Origin of the sequence: Salmonella sp. A29-2 (assembly GCF_020150755.1) — a bacterium.
Lineage (GTDB): Bacteria > Pseudomonadota > Gammaproteobacteria > Enterobacterales > Enterobacteriaceae > Salmonella > Salmonella enterica.
Window position 1 is genome coordinate 1,332,668 of the sequence record NZ_CP083731.1, and the last position, 20,660, is coordinate 1,353,327.

Sequence of the window (20,660 nt, forward strand, 5' to 3'; positions counted from 1 at the left end):
GAAAGCCGCTCTTTTTTTTAATGCCGCACCGTGTTGCGGCATTTTTATTGTCGGAACCTACAAAATTCTCGCTGTAAAGCCGCCAAAATTTGGTGACTTAGCCTAAGCATTCTTCTGAGAAATTCGTTAATAAATGACATCATTGATGCGAGATTGTTTTTTTAATGTGAAGCGATAACGAAACAGGGAATGAGTGTGTTGAGAAAACATTACTTGAAAGGGTATACCGCGCGGCAAATTGTACAGCGAGCCATGAAAATTATTCCTTACTCGGTAAACGTCATGGATGAACATGGCGTCATTATCGCGTCTGGCGAACCTTCGCGGCTTCGCCAGCGTCATGAAGGGGCCATTCTGGCGCTGAAGGAAAACCGTATTGTAGAAATTGATTCCGCTACCGCCAATCAGCTAAAAGGCGTGCGATCCGGCATTAATCTTCCCATCTCTTTTCATGAACAGCTTATCGGCGTGGTCGGCATTACCGGCGAACCGGAGGAGGTTCGCGCGTATGCCGAGCTGGTTAAAATGGCGGCGGAGCTGGTGATCGAGCATATGGTGCTGATCGAACAGCGACAGTGGGATAAACGCTATCGCGAAGAGCTGATCAACCAATTGATTTTGCGAGAAAATTCAACAGAGTCGTTGCGCTCTATGGCGGCCTATCTGGGCATTGATCTGGCGGTTCCCAGAGTGGTGCTGATTATTGAACTTTCCCAGCCGGATCGCGAAGCGCTGCGCAATGTAATGGATTATTTCGAGAATCACGCGCGCAACCATTTGGTGACGTTTACCGAATTTAATGAATTAATCATTATTAAGCCTATCACGTTAAAAGAGGGAAAGTGGAATACCCGCCAGGAAATGGGTGAATTGCAGATTTTTAAATCATGGGCTGCATCATCGGGCTTTAGCCGTATTTTGGTTGGGGGCTATTTTGCCGGCGAGACGGGATTGCACCGATCTTTGCTCACTGCGAGAGCCACGCAGGCGATGGCGAAAAGACAAAAGCTGCGCAGCCAGTATATTTTTTATCATGACCACGCGCTTCCCGCGCTGCTAAGCGGGCTGTCTGAAAGTTGGCAAGTGCAGGAGTTATCGCGTCTGTGGCTGCAACTGGCGCAACATGACGCGAAAGGCGTATTGCAACAGACGCTGCGGACCTGGTTTGAACATAATTGTGACCTGACGCAAACGGCCAAAGCATTGCATATTCATGTGAATACATTGCGCTATCGCTTACAGCGCTGTGAGGATATTACGCACATAAAAATCAACGAGTTAAAAAGTACGCTTTGGCTTTATATCGGTATGGAGCTCCAGGCCGAATCTGTACCGTCCGACAAGTTACCGCTGCCAGGTCGAATCGAAATTTGTTGAAAGCTCCAGCGGATTTTTAGGCGGGTTTTTCCATACTGCGCGCTCCATGTTAAAGGAGGCGCAGTATATGACGTCGATATCCACCCTGGGAGCCATTGCCGCATTGGTTGTGGCCATCGTATTAATTTTAAGAAAAGTGTCGCCAGCCTACGGCATGATGGCGGGCGCGCTGGTCGGCGGTTTGATTGGCGGCGCCGATCTTCTGCAAACCGTGTCGCTGATGGTGTCAGGCGCGCAGGGCATCGTTAATGCCGTATTGCGTATTCTGGCCGCAGGCGTACTGGCGGGCGTATTAATTGAGTCCGGGGCGGCGAATACGATTGCTGAGACGATTGTCCGCAAAGTGGGGGAAACCCGGGCGTTATTGGCATTAGCCATTGCTACACTATGTTTGACCGCCGTCGGCGTATTTATTGATGTGGCGGTGATTACCGTCGCGCCGATTGCGCTGTCGATTGCGCGTAATGCAGGCCTGTCAAAAAGCGCTATTCTGCTGGCGATGGTTGGCGGCGGCAAAGCGGGTAACGTGATGTCACCTAACCCGAACGCTATTGCCGCCTCCGATGCGTTTCATGTTCCTCTTACCTCTATTATGCTGGCGGGCGTGGTTCCGGGCATCGTTGGGCTTATTATCGCCTATCTGTTAGCGAAACGGCTGAATAATAAAGGCGCGGGCGTCGCCGATCATGAAGTGACTCACCATGATGACTCCGTCGCCAGACCCGGTTTTCTGGTGGCGATTAGCGCGCCGCTGGTCGCTATTTTTCTGCTTTCTCTCCGTCCGTTTGCCGGCATTTCCATTGACCCGTTAATTGCCCTGCCCGTAGGGGGATTGGTCGGTCTGCTGTTGATGGGACGCGCGCGCCACTGTAACCAGTACATGGTCGCTGGTCTGATGCGTATGGCGCCTGTCGCTATTATGTTGCTGGGAACCGGTACGCTGGCCGGCATTATCGCTAATTCCGAACTTAAAGATGTCCTGATTCATGGCCTCACCGCTTCGGGATTGCCGTCCTGGCTGCTGGCGCCCGTGTCTGGCGCCATGATGTCAATGGCGACGGCCTCAACCACAGCGGGAACGGCGGTGGCGTCCGGCGTTTTCTCTCCCACGTTACTTGAACTTGGCGTTTCCGCCCTGGCGGGAGCCGCTATGATCCATGCGGGCGCCACGGTGCTGGACCATCTGCCGCACGGCAGCTTTTTCCACGCGACGGGCGGCAGCGTCAATATGCAAATTCATGAACGTTTAAAGCTAATGCCGTATGAAACGCTGGTGGGGTTAGCCATTACCTTTATTTCTACTCTGATGTTCGGTTTCTTTGGTTTTGCAGGATAATCCCTATGAAAATTGTTATTGCTCCTGATTCATTTAAAGAAAGTTTGTCCGCAATGGCGGTCGCTGAGGCGATAGAAAAGGGGTTCCGCGAAATTTATCCTGACGCCGACTACATTAAAGTGCCCATGGCGGATGGCGGGGAAGGAACTGTACAATCAATGGTGGAGGCCAGCGGCGGGCGTTATGTTGACCAGTGGGTACAAGGCCCGCTTGGGCAACCGGTGGCCGCGCGCTGGGGAATGCTGGGCGATAGCGATACCGCCGTGATTGAAATGGCGGCGGCATCCGGGCTGCATCACGTTTCGCCTGAATTGCGCAACCCGCTTAATACCACCAGCTACGGCACCGGCGAGTTAATCGTCGCGGCGCTGGAGCGTGGCGTAAAGCGTATTATTCTGGGAATTGGCGGCAGCGCGACGAATGACGGCGGCGCGGGGATGATGCAGGCGCTTGGCGTTATATTGCGCGATAAACAGGGGCGCTCGCTTTCTCCGGGCGGCGAGGCGCTGGCGGCGCTGGCCTCTATCGATCTGTCCGGTTGTCACCCATTGCTGCGTAAGGTATCGATAACCGTGGCGTGCGATGTCAACAATCCGCTGTGTGGTCCCCAGGGCGCATCGGCCATTTTTGGCCCACAAAAAGGGGCGACAGCGGAAATGGTGAATACCCTGGACGCGGCGCTGGAAAACTGGGGCCGACATATTTATCAGGCTACGGGGCGTGAGGTGATTAATGCTCCCGGCGCGGGCGCGGCAGGTGGAATGGGCGCCGCGCTTTTAGGGTTGCTCAATGCGGAATTACGCGCCGGCGTAGAGATTGTCGTGGAAACGCTACAGCTTGAGCAGGCGGTTAAAGATGCCGATCTGGTGATTACCGGAGAAGGGCGGCTGGACAGCCAAAGTATTTGCGGCAAGACGCCGATTGGCGTCGCCAGAGTGGCGAAGCGGTATCATAAACCGGTTATCGCGCTCGCCGGTGGGCTGCAACACGATCATCACGTTGTGTATCAACAGGGTATCGATGCGGCGCTGTCGATTTTGTCGCATATCGTTACGTTGCCGGAAGCCTTACACGAGGCGGAATATAACCTGAGCCTGTCGGCGCGCAATGTGGCGGCGATATGGCGTCTGGCGCGGCAAGCCTGACGGCGCATTCCCTTTCCAGGCCGCACATCAGCGCGGCCTGAGGCTTTTACGCGTTTTCTTTCAGCCAGTTCAGCACCACATCATGGTGATTGCTGGTTTTAAAATCATTAAAGACGTGCTCAATCTTACCATCAGCGTCAATCAAAAAGCTGATGCGGTGAATGCCGTCATACGTTTTGCCCATAAACGACTTTTCGCCCCAGACGCCGAACTGTTCACACACCTGATGGTTTTCATCGGACAAAAGGGTAAAGTTCAGCAGCTCTTTTTCAGCGAAACGGGAGAGTTTTTCAGGTTTATCGGTGCTGATGCCCAGCACGTCCACGCCTGCTTTTTTGAGCTCGTCCATGTTATCGCGTAAGCCGCAGGCCTGCACGGTACAGCCGGGTGTCATGGCTTTTGGGTAGAAATAAACCAGAACGCGCTGTCCCTGGAAGTCGGTCAAATTTACTTGTTCCCCGTCTTGATCCGGCAAGCTAAATTTCGGTGCGATATCACCGGCTTTCAGTGGATTCATTACTTAACTCCATCCTGTTCATCATGTTGTGAGTAATTGACGACGTTTATACTGCCTTGCGCATTGAGTTCTGTACATAGTGCTTTAAAGGCTTGCTCAATATTTGCGGAATTTTGCGACGCCGGGCTATGTGCGGTGATTTGAATAAATAATTGCGCAGCTTTATCACCTTCAGCCGGCTGTGTGCGGGAGACCAGCTCCGCAATATTCATTTCATGACTATTAAACAGCGCGGTGAATCGCTCAATTAAATGCGGGGAGTCGGCGACCTCAACCTGAACCCATACCGTCGCGGGCATTGCCGGGCGGGGGCGGTCGGACGTCCGTTTCATCACAATCAGCAGATCCAGCTCCGCGCCTTTTAACGGCAATGTCGATTCAATCAAGGTAATCGCGTTCCACGTGCCGGACAACAACATAATAAACGTGAATTCATCGCCCAGCATCGCCAGTCGGCTGTCTTCGATATTACAGCCGCAACTGCTGACATGGCGAGTAATGGTATTCACAATACCGGGCCTGTCGGCGCCCAGCGCAGTGATAACCAAATAGTGTTGTGATGACGGTGTCAAACCAGTTATTCCTTTGAGCGGTGAGGTAATCTTAAGGAAACCATAAAAAAAACCTGCATACAACAATCAGAACGGCTTTGGTCGCTTGCTTTTATTGCCATACCAAACGTACCATTGAGGGACTTGTTTGCACAGAGGATGGCCCATGTTCACGGGAAGTATTGTCGCGCTTGTTACGCCGATGGATGAGAAAGGTAACGTCAGTAGGCCTTGCCTGAAAAAACTCATTGATTATCATGTCGCCAACGGTACCTCGGCGATTGTTTCGGTTGGCACCACCGGCGAGTCTGCCACGCTAAGCCATGATGAACATGGCGATGTCGTGATGATGACGCTGGAACTGGCTGACGGACGTATTCCGGTTATCGCCGGCACGGGCGCAAACGCGACCGCGGAAGCGATTAGCCTGACGCAGCGTTTTAACGATAGCGGCATTGTTGGCTGCCTGACGGTAACGCCGTACTACAATCGCCCCACGCAGGAAGGTTTGTTCCAGCATTTCAAAGCCATCGCGGAACACACTGACTTGCCGCAAATTCTGTATAATGTGCCGTCCCGTACCGGTTGCGATATGTTGCCGGAAACCGTGGGTCGTTTGGCGGAAATAAAAAATATTATCGCTATCAAAGAGGCGACAGGGAACTTAACCCGCGTTCACCAGATCAAAGAGCTGGTTTCAGACGATTTTATTCTGCTTAGCGGCGATGACGCGTCTGCGCTGGACTTTATGCAGCTGGGTGGTCATGGCGTGATTTCCGTTACGGCTAACGTAGCGGCGCGCGAGATGGCTGACATGTGCAAACTGGCGGCGGAAGGGCAATTTGCCGAGGCGCGCGCTATCAACCAGCGTCTGATGCCGTTACACAACAAACTATTTGTCGAACCCAATCCTATCCCGGTGAAATGGGCATGTAAGGCATTGGGTCTTGTGGCGACCGACACGCTGCGCCTGCCAATGACGCCTATCACAGACCATGGTCGTGACATCGTCAAAGCAGCGCTTCAGCATGCTGGCCTGCTGTAAAGTTTAGGGAGATTTGATGGCTTACTCAGTACAAAAGTCGCGCCTGGCGAAGGTTGCGGGTGTTTCGCTTGTTTTGCTGCTCGCTGCCTGTAGTTCCGATTCGCGCTACAAGCGCCAGGTAAGCGGCGATGAATCCTATCTGGATGCCGCGCCGCTTGCTGAACTTCACGCCCCGGCAGGAATGATCCTGCCGATAACGACCGGCGACTACGTTATTCCGGTCACGAAGGGGAGCGGCGCGGTTGGTAAGGCGTTGGATATCCGTCCGCCGGCGCAGCCGTTAGCGTTAGTGAGCGGCGCGCGTACCCAGTTCTCTGGCGATACCGCTACGCTATTGGTGGAGAATGGCCGGAGCAGCACGCTGTGGCCGCAAGTCGTCAGCGTGATTCAGGCGAAAAATTATCCGATTGAAAAACGTGACGATGCCAGCCAGACCCTGACGACCGATTGGGTGAACTGGAACCGCCTGGATGAAGACGAACAGTATCGCGGACGTTATCAAATCTCGGTGAAGCCGCAGGGCTATCAGCAGGCGGTAACGGTAAAACTGGTTAATCTGGAACAGGCTGGCAAGCCGGTCGCTGACGCGGCGTCGCTGCAGCGCTATAGCACTGAAATGATGAACGTCATTTCCGCCGGTCTGGATAAGACCGCTACGGATGCGGCAAATGCCGCGCAGAACCGTTCCGCCGCAACGATGGATGTGCAGAGCGCCGCTGATGATACCGGTTTACCTATGCTGGTCGTTCGCGGTCCGTTCAACCTCGTGTGGCAACGCCTCCCGGCCGCGCTGGAAAAAGTGGGCATGAAAGTCACCGACAGCACTCGCTCTCAGGGCAGCATGGCGGTAACGTACAAACCGTTGTCTGACAGCGACTGGCGGGATCTGGGCGCTAGCGACCCGGGCCTGGCATCCGGAGACTATAAATTGCAGGTCGGCGATTTAGATAACCGCAGCAGCTTGCAGTTTATCGATCCTAAGGGGCATACTCTGACGCAAAGCCAGAACGACGCGCTGGTTGCCGTCTTCCAGGCAGCGTTCAACAAGTAATTTAACAGGGCTGGAGTAATCCGGCCCTTTTTTCTGATAAGATACGCAAACGTGTGCGTCAGTACAAAAACGCGATTTAACCGCTATTTCGCACCACAATTACAGGCCGACGTCTCCGGCAGGCGTAGCAGGAAATGAATACTTATCGTTAATTCACACCCAGGAGTGTTAAAGATGCAAAAGCAAGCTGAGTTGTATCGTGGTAAAGCGAAAACCGTATACAGCACGGAAAACCCGGACCTGTTGGTGCTCGAATTCCGCAATGATACGTCAGCAGGGGATGGCGCGCGCATTGAACAGTTTGATCGCAAGGGCATGGTAAATAACAAATTCAACCATTTCATTATGACCAAACTGGCCGAGGCGGGCATCCCGACCCAGATGGAACGTTTGCTGTCTGATACCGAGTGTCTGGTGAAGAAGCTGGAGATGGTGCCGGTTGAATGTGTGGTGCGCAACCGTGCGGCTGGGTCGCTGGTCAAGCGTCTGGGCGTGGAAGAAGGCATGGAGCTTAACCCGCCGATATTCGATCTGTTCCTGAAAAACGACGCGCTGCACGACCCGATGGTGAATAGTTCCTACTGTGAAACGTTCGGTTGGGTAAGTCAGGAAAATCTGGCGCGTATGAAAGAGCTAACCTACAAAGCCAACGACGTACTGAAAAAACTGTTTGATGACGCGGGCCTTATCCTGGTGGATTTCAAACTGGAGTTTGGCCTGTATAAAGGCGAAGTGGTGCTGGGCGATGAGTTTTCGCCGGACGGCAGCCGCCTGTGGGATAAAGAGACGCTGGACAAAATGGACAAAGACCGCTTCCGCCAGAGTCTGGGCGGTCTGATTGAAGCCTATGAAGCCGTCGCGCATCGCCTGGGCGTGAAATTAGATTAATTCCGCTTCTGACCGGGGGGCAACCGCTCTCCGGTATCATCCTTTCCTCATTCTGATAGCGTTTACCTGTGGTAATCCTGCGCCTGACCGCCTACGATCATCTGTATAACAAAGAGAGAATGAGGTGATTATGCGCTGGCAAGGGCGTCGTGAAAGTAACAATGTAGAGGACAGACGTAATCGGCCAGGCGGCCCCTCGCTGGGTGGCCCAGGCTTTCGTCTTCCGCGCGGAAAAGGCGGCATCATTCTGTTGGTGGTGGTGTTGGTCGCAGGGTACTATGGGGTGGATTTAACCGGTCTGTTGACCGGTCAGCCGGTTTCGCAGCAGCAGTCGACGCGTTCGATAAGCCCCAATGATGATGAAGCGGCAAAATTTACCTCGGTGATTCTGGCGACGACCGAAGATACCTGGGGGCAACTCTTTCAAAAAATGGGGCGCGGCTATCAGCAGCCAAAACTGGTGATGTACCGTGGTATGACGCGCACCGGCTGTGGTGCGGGTCAGTCCGTGATGGGGCCGTTTTACTGCCCGGCGGACGGCACCGTTTATATCGATCTCTCATTTTACGATGATATGAAAAATAAGCTGGGCGCGGACGGTGATTTTGCCCAGGGCTATGTCATCGCCCACGAAGTCGGCCACCACGTACAAAAACTGTTAGGTATTGAGCCGAAAGTACGCCAGTTGCAGCAAAACGCGTCGCAAACGGAGGTGAATCGCCTTTCGGTGCGCATGGAGCTACAGGCGGATTGCTTTGCCGGCGTGTGGGGACACAGTATGCAGCAGCAAGGTGTACTGGAGGCGGGCGATCTGGAAGAGGCGCTCAATGCCGCACAGGCTATCGGCGACGATCGCTTACAGCAACAGGGGCAGGGGCGCGTCGTGCCGGATAGTTTTACCCACGGCACCTCAGAACAGCGCTACAGCTGGTTTAAGCGTGGATTTGACAGCGGTGACCCGGCGCAATGTAATACGTTTGGCAAAAACTTTTGATAAACCGGGGCAGGGATGTCTGATATCGATGCGCTACAGGCGTTAACGTCGCAAATGACACAGGAAGGCATTCGCCGTTTACTGGTCATCAGCGGCGATGCGGCGTGGTGCCGGGAGCGGGCCGAGGCGATACGCGCTGCGCTGCCCGGTGACTGGCTGTGGGTCGCGCCAGACGCGCCCGCACAGCCGCGCTGTACGTCACAGGCGTTACAAACGCTGCTGGGCCGTGAATTCCGTCATGCGATATTTGATGCCTGGCAGGGCTTTGACGCCGCAGCGTTTGCCGCCCTGAGCGGGACCTTGCAGGCCGGAAGCTGGCTGCTTCTGCTGATGCCGCCGTACGAGACGTGGGAAAGCAGGCCTGATATCGATTCACTGCGCTGGAGCGACTGCGCGCAGCCTATCCCCACACCGCAGTTTGCACAGCATCTTAAACGGACTCTTTCCCGCGATCCGCAAACGCTGCTTTGGCGACAGCGCCAGCCGTTTTGCTGGCCATCTTATCCTTCCCGTGAATGCTGGCGACCCGCCACCGGCGAGCCGCAGCCGGAGCAGGCGGCTATCTTATCGCGTTTACGTGAAATGCCGCCCGGCGTGGCGACGGTGATTGCCCCCCGTGGGCGCGGCAAATCGGCGCTGGCCGGGCAATTCATCTCCCGGATGGCGGGCACGGCTATCGTGACCGCACCGGCGAAAACGGCAACGGATATCCTGGCAGCGTTTGCCGGTGAGCGGTTCTGCTTTATGGCGCCGGATGCGCTGCTGGCGAGCGGGGCAAGAGCCGACTGGCTGGTGGTTGACGAGGCGGCGGCAATCCCCGCGCCGCTGCTGCTGCAACTGGTTTCGCGCTTTCCCCGCATACTACTCACCACCACCGTTCAGGGCTACGAAGGCACCGGACGAGGTTTTTTACTTAAGTTTTGCGCCCGTTTTCCGCAGCTTCACCGCTTCACGCTTCGTCAGCCTGTCCGCTGGGCGCCAGAATGCCCGCTGGAAAATATCGTCAGCGAGGCGCTGATATTCGACGATGAAGCGTTTGCGCAGGCGCCACATGGCGCGATAGCAATCTCGGCGTTTTACCAACAGGCCTGGGGGGAGACGCCCGCGTTGCCGAGGGCTGTGTATCAGTTACTGTCGGGGGCGCACTATCGTACTTCGCCGCTGGATCTGCGCCGAATGATGGATGCGCCAGGACAGCATTTCTTGCAGGCCACGGCGAATAACCGTGTGGCGGGCGCCCTCTGGCTGGTCGAAGAGGGCGGGTTATCCGCAGAACTCAGTCAGGCTGTATGGGCCGGTTTCCGGCGTCCGCGTGGAAATCTGGTGGCGCAGTCGCTGGCGGCGCACGGTAGCGACCCTTTAGCCGCGACGCTGGTCGGGCGTCGCGTAAGCCGTATCGCAGTGCACCCCGCCCGCCAGCGCGAAGGCATCGGTCAGCAGTTGATTGCCTGCGCGTGCATGCAGGCGGCGCAGTGTGATTATCTTTCCGTCAGCTTCGGCTATACGCCGGAGCTGTGGCGTTTCTGGCAACGCTGCGGCTTTGTACTGGTACGGATGGGCAACCATCGGGAGGCGAGCAGCGGTTGCTATACGGCGATGGCGTTATTGCCGCTGAGCGACGCGGGAAAACGGCTGGCGCAGCAGGAACACCGACGTTTGCGCCGCGATGCGGATATCCTGACGCAGTGGAACGGCGAGGCGATACCGCTGGCGGCGTTACGCGAACAGGCGCTTAATGGTGAAGACTGGCGTGAGCTGGTCGGTTTTGCGTTCGCGCACCGCCCGCTACTGACATCGTTAGGTTGCCTGCATCGTTTACTGCAATACAGCGCATTGCCATTACCGGCGCTGAGAGGGCGGCTGGAGGAAAAAGCCAGCGATGCCGAACTGTGCGCCCGGCTACGCATTTCAGGCCGTAAAGCTCTGCTGGCGTTGCAGCGTGCGCAGGCGGCGCAGGCGCTGATTGCGCTGGATGCCGGACGAACGCAGCGTTTACGCGACGTAATGCCCGGCGGTGGGGACCATGCCGGATAGCGATACCTGTCCGGCATGTTATCCGGTTACTTTTTCGGCTGATCTTTCTTCGGCCAGTCGTCTTCATCGTCCCACTTATCGTTAAAATCGCGATGCGGGGGCAGCTCAGGTTTATTGGCAAGGAATTTCTTATGGTCGATGCGTTTGAGATCTTTGATCACATTCAGCAGTACGCCTACCAGAAACACCAATACCAGAATCCACCAATATTTTGCCAGCCAGTCCATGCTTATTTCCTCTTACCGGAACGCTCATCAGGCGACGAGCTGTTCCATAATGCGTTGATACATACGGGCCAGTAGCTGGAGATCGGCGGCATTCACACATTCATTAATTTTATGAATGGTGGCGTTCACCGGCCCCAGTTCTACCACCTGCGCTCCCATACGGGCGATAAAACGTCCGTCGGACGTACCGCCCGTCGTCAGTAATTGCGGTTTAATTTCATTATAGTGCTCAATGGCGTTTACCACCGCGTCCACCAGCTTGCCGCGTGCGGTCAGGAACGGCTGGCCGGAAAGCCACCAGTCTACGGTATAACGTAGCTGATGCTTCTCAAGCAGCGCATGTACCCGCTCTTTGATCATCTCATCGGTCAGTTCCGTGCTGAAACGGAAGTTAAACTGCACGAACAGTTCGCCGGGAATGACATTATTGCTGCCGGTGCCTGCCTGGATATTGGCTACCTGCATACTGGTGGCCGGGAAAAAATCATTGCCCCGATCCCACTCGATAGCGACCAGTTCATTAAGAAAAGGCGCGGCGCGATGAACAGGGTTATCCGCCAGATGCGGATAGGCGACGTGCCCCTGAACGCCATGAATAGTGAGGTTACAGGTGAGGGAACCGCGACGCCCGTTTTTGACGACATCACCCACAATTTCAGTACTGGAAGGTTCGCCGACCAGACAGTAATCCAGCCGCTCGTGACGGGCCATCAGCGCTTCAACCACCTTGACGGTGCCATTTTTTGCGCTGGCTTCCTCATCAGAGGTAATCAAAAACGCGAGGCGGCCCCGGTGATGAGGATGCTGCGCAACAAAACGTTCAGCAGCCACCACCATGGCCGCCAGTGAACCTTTCATATCCGCCGCGCCGCGACCGAACAACATTCCGTCGCGAATCGTAGGCTCAAACGGCGGATTGATCCAGCGATCGACATCGCCAGCCGGTACGACGTCAGTATGCCCGGCGAACGCCAGCGTTTCGCCACGCCCACGCCATGCCCAAAAATTTTGCGTGTCGCCAAAATCCATATGCTCAATGGTAAAACCGATTTTACGCAGGCGTTCAATCATTAATGCCTGACAGCCTGCGTCATCCGGACTCAGGGAGGGGCGACGAATAAGTTGCTGTGTCAGCTCAATAACCGGGCACGACATAGACTACACCTCATCAAAAAACTGCTGATAACGGGATTCACTGAAACCAAGCAGCATAGGCTTCCCGGGCGCGCAGAGCAATGGGCGTTTGATGATTGCCGGCTGTTCAACCATGAGAGCAGCGGCGGAGTCGGCATCGGTAATCCCGCTGCGATCGCCTTCATCCAGTTTGCGCCATGTTGTGCCGCGCGTATTCAGTAAAGGCTGCCAGCCGAGTTCGGCAATAAAGGTATTAAGAAGAGGGAGGTCTATGCCATCCACACGGTAATCGTGAAAACGATAATCAATGCCATGCTCCTCCAGCCAACGGCGCGCTTTTTTGATCGTGTCGCAATTCTTAATGCCATAGAGGGTAATCATATTGAATCCTTTAACGCGAAATTCGAATAAATAATCAATAGTATCGTCTGCGGGATAATAAGTGTGGCTGTTAATGGTTATTTATCCAGCGCTGATCGGCAATCAATATAACATTGTTGAGTGAATGTGAATAATGATTCCAAAACGTTCCAGATGTGGCTTGTTTATAATTCGCGAGGAAAATCCTATTTTGCGCACATGCAATTGATTGTTTTTTAACCCGATTTGATAAAGTAGTAGAAAAGGTATTAATGTTGCTAAATATTGCAGTAAGTCACATAAAATTTACGGCTACAGCGCCATAGTAATATCATAGACAGCGTAACCAGAGGATATCGCAACAATCGGTTAAATGAACTTCTCTCTATACCGCTAACTACGTAGAATACCCATAATAATAAGAGAGGCTATTATGATTGAACGTGAACTGGGGAACTGGAAAGATTTTATCGAAGTCATGCTTCGTAAATAAATGCCTGGAAGGCACCGCGCTCCCATAGGGGATAAGAAAAGGCGACTCAACGAAAGTCGCCTTTTTTGTGCCCGACACCTCGTATCAGGCTGGCCGGGAGCTTATTCCGGGCGCGGCTTCAGCGGGAAGCGGCGACGTATCAGCACGAAAAACAGGGGTACAAAGAAGATAGCCAGAATGGTTGCTGAGATCATTCCTCCCATCACGCCGGTTCCGACAGCATGTTGGCTACCCGAGCCTGCCCCGGTGCTGGTGGCCATCGGCAATACGCCAAAGATAAACGCCAGCGAAGTCATCAGTATCGGTCGCAGGCGCTGGCGGCTGGCGTACAGCGTGGCGTCTAACAGCGCGTGTCCCTTCTGATTCATTTCGTTGGCGAATTCCACAATCAGAATCGCGTTTTTCGCCGAGAGGCCGATAACGGTCAACAGCCCCACCTGGAAGTAAACATCGTTTTCCAGCCCGCGCATCCAGGTAGCGAGTAGCGCTCCAATGACGCCGAGCGGCACAACCAGCATCACCGAGAAGGGCACCGACCAGCTTTCATACAATGCCGCCAGACACAGGAAGACGACTAATAGCGAAATAGCGTACAGCGCGGGCGCCTGCGCGCCGGAGAGCCGTTCCTGGTAAGACATGGCTGTCCATTCCAGGCCAAAACCGCCCGGTAGCTGATGCACCAACGACTCCATGACATCCATCGCCGTCCCGGTACTGACCCCCGGCGCGGCCTCTCCGACAATTTCTACCGCCGAATAGCCGTTATAGCGTTCCAGACGCGGCGATCCGGTTTCCCAGCGCGAGGTGGCGAAGGCGGAGAAGGGGACCATGCCGCCGTCTTTGTTACGGACATACCAAAGATTAATATCATCCGGCAGCATACGATATTTCGCTGCGGCCTGAACATAGACCTTCTTCACGCGGCCCCGGTCCATAAAGTCGTTGACGTAGCTCGATCCCCAGGCTGTTTGCAGGGTGTCGTTGATATCGTCAATCGATACGCCCAGCGCCTGCGCTTTTCGTTGGTCAATATCAATTTGCAGTTGCGGGCTGTCGTCCAGGCCGTTGTGGCGCACGCGGGTCAAGGAACTGTTTTTCCCGGCCAGCTCAATGAGTTGATCTCGTGCGGCCATCAGCGCGTCATGGCCTGCTCCGGCGTGATCCTGTAATTCCATATCAAAACCGGCGGAGCTGCCCAGACCGCTAATTGCCGGCGGGCTGCTGGCGAAGACGCGAGCTTCTTTAATCTGGTTAAACGCTTTTGTCGCCCGCTCAATAATGGCGAACGAGGAGCCGGTGGTGGGATCGCGCGCGTCCCAGTCTTTCAAGCGAACAAACATGCGCGCGACGTTTTGCCCATTCCCGCCAGGGCCGGAACCTACCGTCGAGAAGACCGACATAATGTTGTCTTTCTCATGGGTGAAGTAATAGTTTTCAACCTTTTCAACGACTTTCAGGGTCTGCTGTTGCGTAGAACCGCTCGGTAGCTGGATAGACGTAGTGAACATGCCCCGATCTTCTTGCGGCAGAAAGGAGGTGGGGAGACGCAAAAACAGGAACACCATTCCGCCAAGCAACAGAACATAAATCAGAATCCAGCGCAGGCTGCGATGCAAAATTTTCGCTACGCCTTTCTCATAACGTTCGGCATTACGATTGAAGGTACGGTTAAACCAGCCGAAAAATCCGCGTTGCCCGTGTTGTTCGCCTTTGTGCAGCGGTTTTAATAACGTTGCGCACAGCGCCGGTGTCAGGATCATGGCGACCAGCACCGACAGCACCATTGCCGAGACAATGGTGATAGAAAACTGACGATAAATCGCCCCGGTGGTACCGCCAAAGAACGCCATCGGCACGAATACCGCAGACAGCACCATCGCGATACCGACCAGCGCCCCCTGGATTTGCCCCATGGATTTGCGCGTCGCTTCACGCGGCGTGAGTCCTTCTTCGCTCATGATACGTTCGACGTTTTCCACCACCACGATGGCATCGTCGACCAGGAGCCCGATTGCCAGCACCATCGCGAACATGGTTAATGTGTTAATACTGTAGCCAAACGCGTAAAGCACGGAGAAGGTGCCCATTAATACTACCGGCACGGCGATCGTCGGAATCAGCGTGGCGCGAAAGTTTTGCAGGAACAGGTACATCACCAGGAAAACCAGCGCGATAGCCTCCAGCAACGTTTTGACCACATCGATAATCGAGGCTTTGACAAAGGAGGTGGTTTCATACGCGATCTTGTATTCCAGCCCTTGAGGGAAGTACTGCGCCAGCTCGTTGAGGCGATCCAGCACCAGCTTCGCGGTCGCCATTTCGTTCGCACCGGAAGCCAGCTTAACGCCAAGACCGGAAGCCGGCTTGCCGTTAAAACGGCTGAGGTAGTCATACTTTTCCGCCCCCAGCTCCACGGTGGCGACATCGCCCAGTTTGACCTCGGAACCGTCCTGATTAACGCGCAGGGTGATATCGCGAAATTGTTGCGGCGTTTGCAGCAATGACTGCGCATTAATGGTGGCGTTCAGCGCCTGTTTGTCGACCGAAGGCGTACCGCCAAGCTGCCCGACGGCGATTTGCGCATTCTGCGACTCAATTGCATCGGTCACGTCTTTCGTGGTCATCTGAAAACTATTCAATTTGGCCGGATCGAGCCAGATACGCATAGAGTACTGTGAACCATAAGCGTCAATATCGCCGACGCCGTTGACGCGGCTGAGTGGGTCCTGAATATTACTGGCGACGTAGTCGGCGATATCCTGCTTGTCCATAGAACCGTCGGTAGAGACGAAAGCGATGGTCAAAATATTGGTATCGCCCGTTTTGCGTACCGTGACGCCTTGATCCTGTACCGCCTGCGGCAGTTTACGCATCGCGGACTGTAACTGATTTTGCACCTGCTGAACCGCCTCATCAGGATCGGTTCCCGCAATGAAGCTCAGCGTAATGGTCGCCTGTCCGGTTCCGCTGCTTTGTGATGACATGTACATCAGATTATCGAGGCCCGTCATATTCTGCTCAATAACCTGGGTTACGGTATTTTCCAGCGTTTGCGCCGACGCTCCCGGATAATTCGCGGTAATACGTACGTTGGGCGGTGCCAGATCGGGATATTGTTCAACAGGTAAAGAAAAAATGGCTAACGCCCCTGTCAGACACAACAGGATAGCCAGCACCCAGGCAAAAATGGGGCGATCGATAAAAAAATTCGCCATTAAAGGGGAACCTCGTGTTTCTACATATCGTTATAGATTTGAACTGCTTCACTGTAGCGGCAAGCTACGAGCCAAACGTGGAGAAATAAAGGAGATAATGTAAATTATCATGCGCTTTTACAGCATACTTTTTGTGCCAACGCCGGAAAGCCTGACATCTGGCCTTCCGGCGATTTGCCGTTCTTTACGTTAACTGACTCTCTTCCTTGTTGGAGGAGCGAAAACTGATACTGACCAGCGTGCCGCCGCCGGAGGGTTGCGAAAAATTCAGCGTGCCGCCAAGGCGCTCCGCGCGCTCACGCATTATATTCAGACCATAGTGTCCGGCAGGCTCATGCGGTTCGCCGATACCAATGCCATTATCGCGAATATAAACAGTATGATCGCCGTCAGGCGCGGTGACGCAGCTCACGGCGATTTCGCTCGCGTTGGCGTGTTTAATGGCGTTCAGGACCGCTTCACGCACAATTTGCAACAAATGCACCTGCATTTGCGCATCCAGCGCCAGCGTGGGTAAACGGCAATCCAACGAGAGTTTGGCCGGGGTCTGACTCTGTAAATCTTCCAGCATCTCATGCAATGCGGAGGGTAAATCGGCCTGCTGTAACGTCAGACGGAACGTGGTGAGTAGCTCGCGAAGCTGACGGTAGGCGTCGTTCAGCGCTCTGGAAAAATCCGCCATGATGCTTTGCGCGCCGGCGTTATCTTCTGGAATGGCGCGCTTCAAAAGCGTTAACTGAATACGTAAATAAGAAAGTACCTGCGCCAGCGAATCGTGTAGCTCACGGGCAATCGTCGCGCGCTCTTCCATTAACAAAAGTTGCTGGAAGTGTTTTTGCGCCTGATTAAAGTACAAACCACGCCCCAGCATCGTGGAGACGCTGTTCAGCAGCGGCGTAGAGGCATTAACGTTGGGGCTTTGCCAGTGGAGTTCGCCATAGACCGTGTCCTGCATCGTCACTGGCAGCATTTGCATCGGCAGGTCGGGGCTTTGCGTGCCTTCGCTAATCCGCCAGTTATCGCCCACGGTTAACTCCAGATACCAGGCGGCGTCATGTTCACGGACAATTTGCAAAATATGGCGAAAACAGTGGACATCGATTTGGCTGGTATTCAGTGCCTGAGAGCACTGGTATAACACCTCCAGGCGGCGGTGCGCTTCGTGCAGATCGTGCGTTTTTTCTTCCACCGAGGCTTCCAGCGAACGATAAAGTTTATGCAGCTCGCTCGACATCTGACTAAACGTTTTCGCCAACAATCCCAGTTCATTGGGTAAGCTGGTATCCAGCGGCAGCGGGGCGAACTGACCATGTTCAATTCGCTGACTGGCGGTGACCAGTTGATTCAGCGGGCGAACGACCTGCTGGCGGATACGCCGTAGGGTAAAAAAGACCAGCGTAAATATGCCGATACCGCCCGCCAGCGATATGGCGACGACCAGCATGACTTTACGCTCGGCGTAATGCTGTAACGCCAGAACGAAGAGATCAATTTGATCGACGTAATTGTTGATATTGGTCTGATACCAGGCAATGTCGCCGTCCTGTAGGCGGCTATTCATCTCCAGCCAGTTGGCGTGCAGGCGCGCGTAGCGAGTTTTCACCGCCTGCGGCACATACCAGGCGTTGAGATTTTGCAGTACCGGCGAGTTGAGCGCGTGCTGGAAAAGTTGACGATGCGCATTAATCTGCGGGCTACGGCTTTGCAGATCGTAACCCAGCCGATAGCTCTGCATTCGTAGCGAACCGGCGATATTGATCGCTTCGGCATCCCGTAAACTGCTGGTCAGCGTCAGTAATGCGCTGCCGGTGGACAGAATAGACAACAGCACAATATAGAAAAAAGCCTTAGCCAGACTGGCTGAGACCGGGCGTTTAACCGTCACGCTGGCACTCCCCGCATTTAGCTGAATCGCAATCGCATTTGCTTTGAAATAAATTGATCTGCCACAGGTTCTGGACAGATAGTTGTGCTTCCTGGGCAGATGAACATTGCCGACCCCGCCTTCGTCAGTTAATAACAATGCTCATATAAAGAATAAGGTTTTTACAACCAAAACAGAAGGATGCCATGAATCGTTTTATTATGGCCAATAGCCAGCAGTGTCTGGGCTGCCATGCCTGCGAGGTCGCCTGCGTAATGGCTCACAATGATGAGCGACATGTCCTGACGTCACAGCGCTATCAGCCCCGAATTACTGTCATCAAACATCAGCACCAGCGCAGCGCGGTCACATGTCACCATTGCGAAGATGCGCCCTGCGCCCGTAGCTGTCCGAACGGCGCGATCGCGCAGATTAACGACAGCGTGCAGGTCAATGCGCAGAAGTGCATCGGCTGTAAATCCTGCGTCGTCGCCTGCCCATTCGGCACCATGCAGATGGTATTGACGCCCGTCGCGCCAAACCAGTTCAAAGCCAGCGCGCATAAATGCGATCTGTGTCAGGGACGTGAACAGGGTCCGGCCTGTGTGGAAAATTGCCCGGCGGATGCGCTGCAACTGGTCACCGAAGACTCGTTGACCCGTCTGGCTAAAACGCGACGGCTGCGTACCGCCCGGCAGGAGATTCGCCCCTGGCATACCGTTGATACACAACACAGTGGGACAGCAAGCAGCAAAGTCGAGCGTATGCAGGCGACGCCGCCACGCGGCGAACCGGATAAACTGGCGATTGAAGCGCGTAAAACCACCTTTGAGGAAATTTATCTGCCGTTTCGCGCCGCGCAGGCGGAGCGTGAAGCGGCCCGCTGCCTCACATGCGGGGAACACAGTATCTGCGAATGGACCTGTCCGCTGCATAACCATATTCCCCAGTGGATCGAACTGGTGAAAGCCGGCGATATTGATGCGGCGGTAGAGCTTTCCCACCAGACCAACTGCCTGCCGGAAATTACCGGGCGCGTCTGTCCGCAGGACCGGCTATGCGAAGGCGCGTGTACACTCCGCGATGAGTATGGCGCGGTTACCATCGGCAACATTGAGCGCTATATCTCCGATCGCGCTCTGAGCAAAGGCTGGCGTCCCGACCTGTCGGACGTACAGAAGAGCGATAAGCGCGTGGCGATTATCGGCGCGGGGCCGGCAGGTCTTGCCTGCGCTGACGTGCTGGCGCGCCATGGCGTAAGCGCCACCGTCTACGATCGCCATCCGGAAATCGGCGGTTTGCTCACCTTCGGTATTCCGGCTTTCAAACTGGATAAATCTCTGCTGGCGCGCCGTCGGGAGATCTTCAGCTCGATGGGGATTCGTTTCGAGCTTAACTGCGAAGTAGGGAAAGATATTTCTCTGGAGACGCTGCTGGAGAGTTATGACGCCGTCTTTGTCGGGGTAGGAACCTATCGTTCCATGAAGGCTGATTTACCGAATGAAGACGCGCCGGGGGTATATGATGCGTTACCATTCCTCATCGCCAATACCAAACAGGTGATGGGGCTTCCGGCGTTGCCTGACGAGCCGTTTATTGATACTGCGGGCCTTAACGTGGTTGTGCTGGGCGGCGGTGACACCGCAATGGACTGCGTACGTACGGCGCTGCGTCATGGCGCTGCTAACGTCACCTGCGCTTATCGCCGCGATGAGGCCAATATGCCGGGGTCGAAAAAAGAGGTGAAAAACGCGCGGGAAGAGGGCGCGAACTTTGAATTTAACGTTCAGCCGGTTGAGTTGGTGCTGGATACGCACGGGCGCGCCAGCGGTATTCGCTTTTTGCGTACGCGGCTTGGCGAACCGGATGGTCAGGGGCGACGCCGCCCGGTACCTGTACCGGACAGCGAGTTCGTGATGCCGGCAGATGCGGTCATTATGGCGTTTGGTTTTCATCCGCATGGTATGTCGTGGCTGGAATCGCATGGCGTGAAGGTGGATAACTGGGGACGTATTGCCGCCAGCGTCGAGAGCGAGTTTCGTTACCAGACGTCCAACCCGAAAATTTTCGCTGGCGGCGATGCGGTGCGCGGCGCCGATTTGGTGGTGACGGCGATGGCAGAAGGCCGACATGCTGCGCAGGGGATACTCGACTGGTTAGCTAAATAAGCGTATTTGTAGGCCGGTTAAGGCCTGGAACGGTTAAATGATTGAGTGATAAAAAATCTTAAACTTATTGGCTAACCTTACTCCGTTTGCAGAAATGTTGACGCTCGCAGGGCTGGACGCCCTGCGATAAACATTTTTCCGTCGGGTCGACGTTTAACAGGCCTGATGAGGCCAATCTTAGTATTGAAAATAGAGTGTAAATTGAAGGAAGGGACGCTATCAGAATCCCTTCTTAGAGCCTATCCCATTAGGGCTATTTTA

General features: G+C 54.6%; 17 protein-coding genes. 10 read left to right on the top strand and 7 right to left on the bottom strand.

What is annotated here, in order from left to right; translation table 11 throughout:
• Positions 1-189: 189 nt before the first annotated feature.
• From K8W53_RS06350 to K8W53_RS06360, 3 genes are all read left to right on the top strand, one after another.
• Positions 190-1,377 (top strand): sugar diacid recognition domain-containing protein, encoded by a 1,188-nt coding sequence (locus tag K8W53_RS06350; protein ID WP_001533732.1) that lies wholly within the window; start codon positions 190-192, stop codon positions 1,375-1,377.
• A gap of 67 nt (positions 1,378-1,444) precedes the next feature.
• Complete coding sequence (locus tag K8W53_RS06355; protein ID WP_000200859.1) at positions 1,445-2,713, top strand: GntP family permease; 1,269 nt, start codon at positions 1,445-1,447, stop codon at positions 2,711-2,713.
• Positions 2,714-2,718: 5 nt separating this feature from the next.
• Positions 2,719-3,858: a glycerate kinase gene (locus K8W53_RS06360; RefSeq protein WP_000706368.1), complete on the top strand. Its 1,140-nt coding sequence runs from the start codon at positions 2,719-2,721 to the stop codon at positions 3,856-3,858.
• Between the two features lie 46 nt (positions 3,859-3,904).
• Here K8W53_RS06360 and bcp read toward each other — a convergent pair whose 3' ends face one another.
• Both bcp and K8W53_RS06370 read right to left on the bottom strand, forming a co-directional pair.
• The gene (gene bcp, locus K8W53_RS06365) at positions 3,905-4,375 is read right to left on the bottom strand and encodes a thioredoxin-dependent thiol peroxidase (protein WP_001068686.1); all 471 of its coding nucleotides are present in this window, start codon (positions 4,373-4,375) and stop codon (positions 3,905-3,907) included.
• The gene (locus K8W53_RS06370; RefSeq protein ID WP_000189061.1) at positions 4,375-4,947 is read right to left on the bottom strand and encodes a glycine cleavage system transcriptional repressor; all 573 of its coding nucleotides are present in this window, start codon (positions 4,945-4,947) and stop codon (positions 4,375-4,377) included. Before K8W53_RS06370 ends, bcp begins: the two co-directional genes overlap by 1 nt.
• 145 nt (positions 4,948-5,092) lie before the next feature.
• Between K8W53_RS06370 and dapA the strand changes: the two genes are divergently transcribed.
• The 5 genes from dapA (at position 5,093) to tmcA (ending at position 10,938) form a co-directional block, all read left to right on the top strand.
• A complete protein-coding gene (gene dapA, locus K8W53_RS06375; protein WP_000494014.1) occupies positions 5,093-5,971 on the top strand; it encodes a 4-hydroxy-tetrahydrodipicolinate synthase in 879 nt (292 codons plus the stop codon).
• 16 nt (positions 5,972-5,987) lie between these two features.
• The gene (gene bamC, locus K8W53_RS06380; protein WP_000331877.1) at positions 5,988-7,022 is read left to right on the top strand and encodes an outer membrane protein assembly factor BamC; all 1,035 of its coding nucleotides are present in this window, start codon (positions 5,988-5,990) and stop codon (positions 7,020-7,022) included.
• 174 nt (positions 7,023-7,196) lie between these two features.
• Complete coding sequence (purC, locus tag K8W53_RS06385) at positions 7,197-7,910, top strand: phosphoribosylaminoimidazolesuccinocarboxamide synthase (RefSeq protein WP_001171630.1); 714 nt, start codon at positions 7,197-7,199, stop codon at positions 7,908-7,910.
• A gap of 130 nt (positions 7,911-8,040) precedes the next feature.
• Complete coding sequence (locus K8W53_RS06390) at positions 8,041-8,904, top strand: neutral zinc metallopeptidase (protein WP_001267523.1); 864 nt, start codon at positions 8,041-8,043, stop codon at positions 8,902-8,904.
• 15 nt (positions 8,905-8,919) lie between these two features.
• The gene (gene tmcA, locus K8W53_RS06395; protein ID WP_023223663.1) at positions 8,920-10,938 is read left to right on the top strand and encodes a tRNA cytosine(34) acetyltransferase TmcA; all 2,019 of its coding nucleotides are present in this window, start codon (positions 8,920-8,922) and stop codon (positions 10,936-10,938) included.
• Positions 10,939-10,964: 26 nt separating this feature from the next.
• Here the strand turns inward: tmcA and K8W53_RS06400 are convergent, their stop codons facing one another.
• From K8W53_RS06400 to K8W53_RS06410, 3 genes are read right to left on the bottom strand one after another with little or no spacing between them, the layout of a single operon-like run.
• Positions 10,965-11,165 carry a YpfN family protein gene (locus tag K8W53_RS06400; protein ID WP_000383839.1) on the bottom strand — a complete coding sequence of 67 codons (201 nt, stop codon included), beginning with the start codon at positions 11,163-11,165 and terminating at the stop codon, positions 10,965-10,967.
• 27 nt (positions 11,166-11,192) lie between these two features.
• A complete protein-coding gene (gene dapE, locus K8W53_RS06405) occupies positions 11,193-12,320 on the bottom strand; it encodes a succinyl-diaminopimelate desuccinylase (RefSeq protein WP_001277822.1) in 1,128 nt (375 codons plus the stop codon).
• A gap of 3 nt (positions 12,321-12,323) precedes the next feature.
• Positions 12,324-12,680 (bottom strand): ArsC family reductase, encoded by a 357-nt coding sequence (locus K8W53_RS06410; RefSeq protein ID WP_000631923.1) that lies wholly within the window; start codon positions 12,678-12,680, stop codon positions 12,324-12,326.
• 412 nt (positions 12,681-13,092) lie between these two features.
• On the opposite strand from K8W53_RS06410, the gene ypfM reads away from it, so the two are divergent.
• Complete coding sequence (gene ypfM, locus K8W53_RS06415; RefSeq protein WP_001386977.1) at positions 13,093-13,152, top strand: protein YpfM; 60 nt, start codon at positions 13,093-13,095, stop codon at positions 13,150-13,152.
• A 101-nt stretch (positions 13,153-13,253) separates the two neighbouring features.
• Here ypfM and acrD read toward each other — a convergent pair whose 3' ends face one another.
• Together acrD and narQ are read right to left on the bottom strand one after the other, a co-directional pair.
• Complete coding sequence (gene acrD, locus K8W53_RS06420; RefSeq protein WP_001533680.1) at positions 13,254-16,367, bottom strand: multidrug efflux RND transporter permease AcrD; 3,114 nt, start codon at positions 16,365-16,367, stop codon at positions 13,254-13,256.
• 184 nt (positions 16,368-16,551) lie between these two features.
• Complete coding sequence (narQ, locus tag K8W53_RS06425) at positions 16,552-18,252, bottom strand: nitrate/nitrite two-component system sensor histidine kinase NarQ (RefSeq protein ID WP_023223665.1); 1,701 nt, start codon at positions 18,250-18,252, stop codon at positions 16,552-16,554.
• Positions 18,253-18,437: 185 nt separating this feature from the next.
• Here narQ and aegA point away from each other — a divergent pair, with 185 nt between their 5' ends.
• Positions 18,438-20,399 (top strand): formate-dependent uric acid utilization protein AegA, encoded by a 1,962-nt coding sequence (gene aegA / locus K8W53_RS06430; protein ID WP_023223666.1) that lies wholly within the window; start codon positions 18,438-18,440, stop codon positions 20,397-20,399.
• The last annotated feature ends 261 nt before the right edge of the window (positions 20,400-20,660 follow it).